The sequence below is a fragment of the Bacteroidales bacterium genome (assembly GCA_012517825.1).
In the GTDB taxonomy this organism is placed as follows: Bacteria; Bacteroidota; Bacteroidia; order Bacteroidales; family JAAYUG01; genus JAAYUG01.
In genome coordinates this window covers 1-3,941 of record JAAYUG010000062.1, presented here as the reverse complement: position 1 = coordinate 3,941, position 3,941 = coordinate 1, and the positions used below count along the sequence as shown (strand labels likewise).

General features: G+C 44.2%; 4 protein-coding genes and 1 tRNA gene. 3 read left to right on the top strand and 2 right to left on the bottom strand.

What is annotated here, in order from left to right:
- Window positions 1-342: 342 nt before the first annotated feature.
- Window positions 343-1,590: an aminotransferase class I/II-fold pyridoxal phosphate-dependent enzyme gene (locus GX419_04065; protein NLI23866.1), complete on the top strand. Its 1,248-nt coding sequence runs from the start codon at window positions 343-345 to the stop codon at window positions 1,588-1,590.
- A 149-nt stretch (window positions 1,591-1,739) separates the two neighbouring features.
- Here GX419_04065 and trxB read toward each other — a convergent pair whose 3' ends face one another.
- Window positions 1,740-2,729, bottom strand: coding sequence for a thioredoxin-disulfide reductase (gene trxB / locus GX419_04060; GenBank protein NLI23865.1), 990 nt, complete (start codon window positions 2,727-2,729; stop codon window positions 1,740-1,742).
- A gap of 217 nt (window positions 2,730-2,946) precedes the next feature.
- Between trxB and GX419_04055 the strand changes: the two genes are divergently transcribed.
- Window positions 2,947-3,120, top strand: coding sequence for a hypothetical protein (locus GX419_04055; GenBank protein NLI23864.1), 174 nt, complete (start codon window positions 2,947-2,949; stop codon window positions 3,118-3,120).
- A gap of 74 nt (window positions 3,121-3,194) precedes the next feature.
- Here GX419_04055 and GX419_04050 read toward each other — a convergent pair.
- Window positions 3,195-3,268, bottom strand: a tRNA-Pro gene (locus GX419_04050).
- Between the two features lie 131 nt (window positions 3,269-3,399).
- On the opposite strand from GX419_04050, the gene GX419_04045 reads away from it, so the two are divergent.
- Window positions 3,400-3,915 carry a prolyl-tRNA synthetase associated domain-containing protein gene (locus tag GX419_04045; GenBank protein ID NLI23863.1) on the top strand — a complete coding sequence of 172 codons (516 nt, stop codon included), beginning with the start codon at window positions 3,400-3,402 and terminating at the stop codon, window positions 3,913-3,915.
- Window positions 3,916-3,941 lie beyond the last annotated feature (26 nt).

Genomic DNA, 3,941 nt, shown 5'->3' with positions numbered 1-3,941 from the left:
TATAATGTTCAAATTTTTGCAAGTTTTAATAACAATTAACAAAAATTACTTTCAGCAGAAGTTTTGGCCGACAGACCTGATAGGTAATTTGTCCGGTGATGCCAGTAAAGGAAGTTTTCAGACATACCCGGCTTGACACTCTAAGTCCTTATCCTGCATATTTACAAATAACAGGATTCTTTATTGCTGGCACCTGAAACATTCCTCATCAATTCCGTTCAAACTGTCTTATTAAGCGAGGTGCAAAACGGCAATGACAGGAGCATGCTATAACGCATTTTTTCGATTTGCAAAAAAACGATTAGGTTTGTAGCATTAAAATAACCTTAAAAATTTACTGCTGTGGATATTTTTGATAAAATACACAAAAACCGTGGTCCGCTGGGTCAATATCAGAAGGAAGCACATGGATATTTCATGTTTCCCAAACTTGAAGGAGAGATCAAACCCAGAATGAAATTCAGAGGCAAGGAAGTGCTTACATGGAGTCTGAATAATTACCTGGGACTGGCCAACCATCCTGAAGTTCGGAAAGCCGATGCCGAAGCGGCCGCGCGCTGGGGTCTGGGATATCCTATGGGGGCCCGTATGATGTCGGGGCAAACTACTCTCCATGAACAACTGGAAGAAAAACTCGCTGCCTTTGTTGGTAAGGAAAGAGCTTACCTGCTGAATTTCGGTTACCAGGGGATGGTTTCCATCATCGATACCCTTTTAAGCAGGAATGATGTGGTGGTTTACGATTCTGAAAGCCATGCCTGCATTCTTGACGGGTTGCGGTTGCACATAGGTAAACGGTTTGTGTACGCCCATAATGACATGGACAGTCTGAAAAAACAGCTTGAGCATGCAACCCATGTGGCTGAAACCACTGGCGGAGGAATTCTTGTTATTACCGAGGGAGTTTTTGGTATGGCGGGCGATCTCGGCAAACTCGATGAAATTGCCGCTCTGAAAAAAGATTTCCGGTTCAGAATACTCGTGGATGATGCCCATGGATTCGGAACCATGGGGAAAACCGGAGCCGGAACAGGTGAGCATTTTGGCGTGCAGGATAAGATCGACCTGTATTTTGCCACCTTCGCCAAGGCTATGGCCGGTATTGGAGGCTTCATTGCAGGGGAACGGGAAGTTATTGACTACCTGCAGTACAACATGCGTTCACAGATTTTTGCCAAATCACTGCCTATGCCCATGGTAGAAGGAGCTCTGAAAAGGCTTGAACTTCTGCAAACCCGTCCGGAGTTAAAAGACAATCTCTGGAAAATTGTACGGGCCTTGCAGGATGGACTCCGTGCCAAAGGATTCAATCTCGGAAACACCAACTCGCCTGTAACTCCTGTGTTCCTCTCGGGAAGCGTGCCGGAAGCCACCAATATCATTTTTGATCTTCGTGAAAATTACAACATCTTCTGTTCCATTGTTGTATATCCTGTTGTTCCGAAAGGGGTTATCCTGATCCGCATTATTCCTACTGCGGTCCATACACTGGATGACGTTCAGTACACCATTAACGCGTTTTCGGAAATTGCCGAAAAACTGAAACAGGGTAAATACAATACCGACAAAATAGCAGAAGTGAACAAATAAAGAGGTTCTTAACATTTCGTTTTTGATATCCCTGGAAAGGATTTTAAAAATCAACCGGTTAGCACAGAGCGCCAACCGGTTGATTTTTTTAATTAAAACTGCTTAACCTTCGTATAAATGAATCGATCTGTATTTGAGGCATTCTTTTTTTACTTCTGTTCTGCCAGCCATCGTTCTGCCTCGATGGCAGCCATGCAACCCGAGCCGGCTGCCGTAACAGCCTGCCTGAATGTCTTGTCCTGAACATCTCCGCAGGCGAATACTCCTTCAACATTGGTCTTTGTGCTTCCCGGACGGGTAATGATGTATCCGGTTTCATCCGTTTCGATCCAGGGTTTGAAGATTTCAGAGTTCGGAGTATGACCAATTGCTACAAAGAAACCCTGAACATCAATCCGCTTTTCCTGTCCTTTATCGTCAGTGAGAATCACTCCGTTGACGGTCTGATCTCCGACAATTTCTTTGGTTACATGACCAAACAGTACTTCTATGTTCGGAGTGTTCAGTACCCGCTGCTGCATAACTTTGCTGGCTCTGAGGTAATTTTTTCTGACAATCATGTAAACTTTCCGGCACAAGCCGGCCAGGTAGAGAGCTTCTTCGCAGGCTGTATCTCCTCCGCCAACAACAGCAACGTCCTGTCCTTTATAAAAGAAACCATCGCAGGTGGCGCAGGCTGAAACGCCACTGCCCATATATTTCTTTTCCGACTCCAGTCCCAGGTATTTGGCTGTGGCCCCGGTGGCAATAATTACAGCGTCGGCTTCAATCAAATGGGTTTCATCAGCAACAACTTTAAACGGCCTTTTGCTGAAATCAACCGATGTGATCATTCCGAAACGAATATCCGTGCCAAAACGCTGGGCCTGCTTTTTGAAATCCTCCATCATCTGAGGACCTGTAATTCCATCAGGATAGCCAGGAAAGTTTTCCACCTCGGTGGTGGTAGTGAGCTGGCCTCCGGGCTGAAGCCCTTCATAAAGAACTGGTTTCAGATTAGCACGCGCTGCATAGATCGCTGCGGTATATCCTGCCGGTCCCGATCCGATAATGAGACAATGGACATGCTCGGCGTTGCCTTCCGGAACAACTTTTTCAGCCGGATCTTTCTGAACATCAAGTGGTTTGAATAAACTCATAATACGGTATTTTAATGATTAATATTAATGATATTCTGTGTTGTTTGTAAAGATATCTATTCTGAAAGTTCAACAATTAACAGATTATGTGTGTGTATGTTCATATTTTCTTTTTTAGTGGCTTCTTCATTGCATTAATTTTAATATTGGTAAGAAGCGCGAAAAAGGTAACAAAAATCATGTCAAAAACGTATAATATACTAAAAAACAAATTATTATGAAAACTTTGTCAGAACGGCAGAGAATGAGGGGAGGAAAAAATGTCAGGTTACAGGAGAAATCGGAGGGCAGGCGTGCAATTAGCCGTAAGGAAAGCGAAAAGCTTGCAAGGGAAATATGGGAGGAAATGAACGGTGACCTGATAATCAATACGGATTTTATGCAGTTTTAACCTGTATTTTCTGCAGAATGAGCGGCATAAAATGAAAGAAGCGGAGGTATAATTCCCTCCGCCTTCAGAACATGTCGGGGCGAGAAGACTCGAACTTCCGACCCCTTGCACCCCATGCAAGTGCGCTAGCCAACTGCGCCACGCCCCGATTCATCAACTTTTTGCCTGAAACAGCACAAGCACCTTGCTTTTCTGTTTCCGGCAGGCAAAAGTAGGAAAAAATTTTGTTTTTTTGTTGTCACCTGTGCAAAATATGCCAGGGATTCTTTTGGATGTAATATGATCGGAGATCCTGCTTTATACGACCTGCTTCATACGCTGGATATACCTTTTCAGTATTACGAACATCCGCCTGCTGCAACGATTGACGAAGCGCTAAGGTACTGGAAAGATATTGATGCGGTCTTCTGCCGGAATATTTTTTTCAGAAATCACAAGGGGAACAGGCATTATCTGGTTATTATGCGCCATGACAGGCTTCTTGACATCCATGCCCTGGAGAAATATGTGCGTCAGGGAAAGTTGTCTTTTGCCTCCGAGGCCCGCCTGCAGAAATATCTGGGAGTGAAGCCCGGTTCGGTAAGCCCTTTCGGGTTGATTCACGACAGGGAGCATCATGTCCATCTGTTCATTGACCGCCTGCTGTCAGAGGCCGAAAAACTTACCTTTCACCCGAATGACAACCGGGCAACCCTCGTGATATCTAACAGTAATTTTTTTAGATTTCTTAAACATACAGGCAATTTCTGGGAATGGATAGATTTTTTCTTTAAAGATCAATTTGCTGGTCAATAAATATTGGCTATTTTTGAATAACAGAC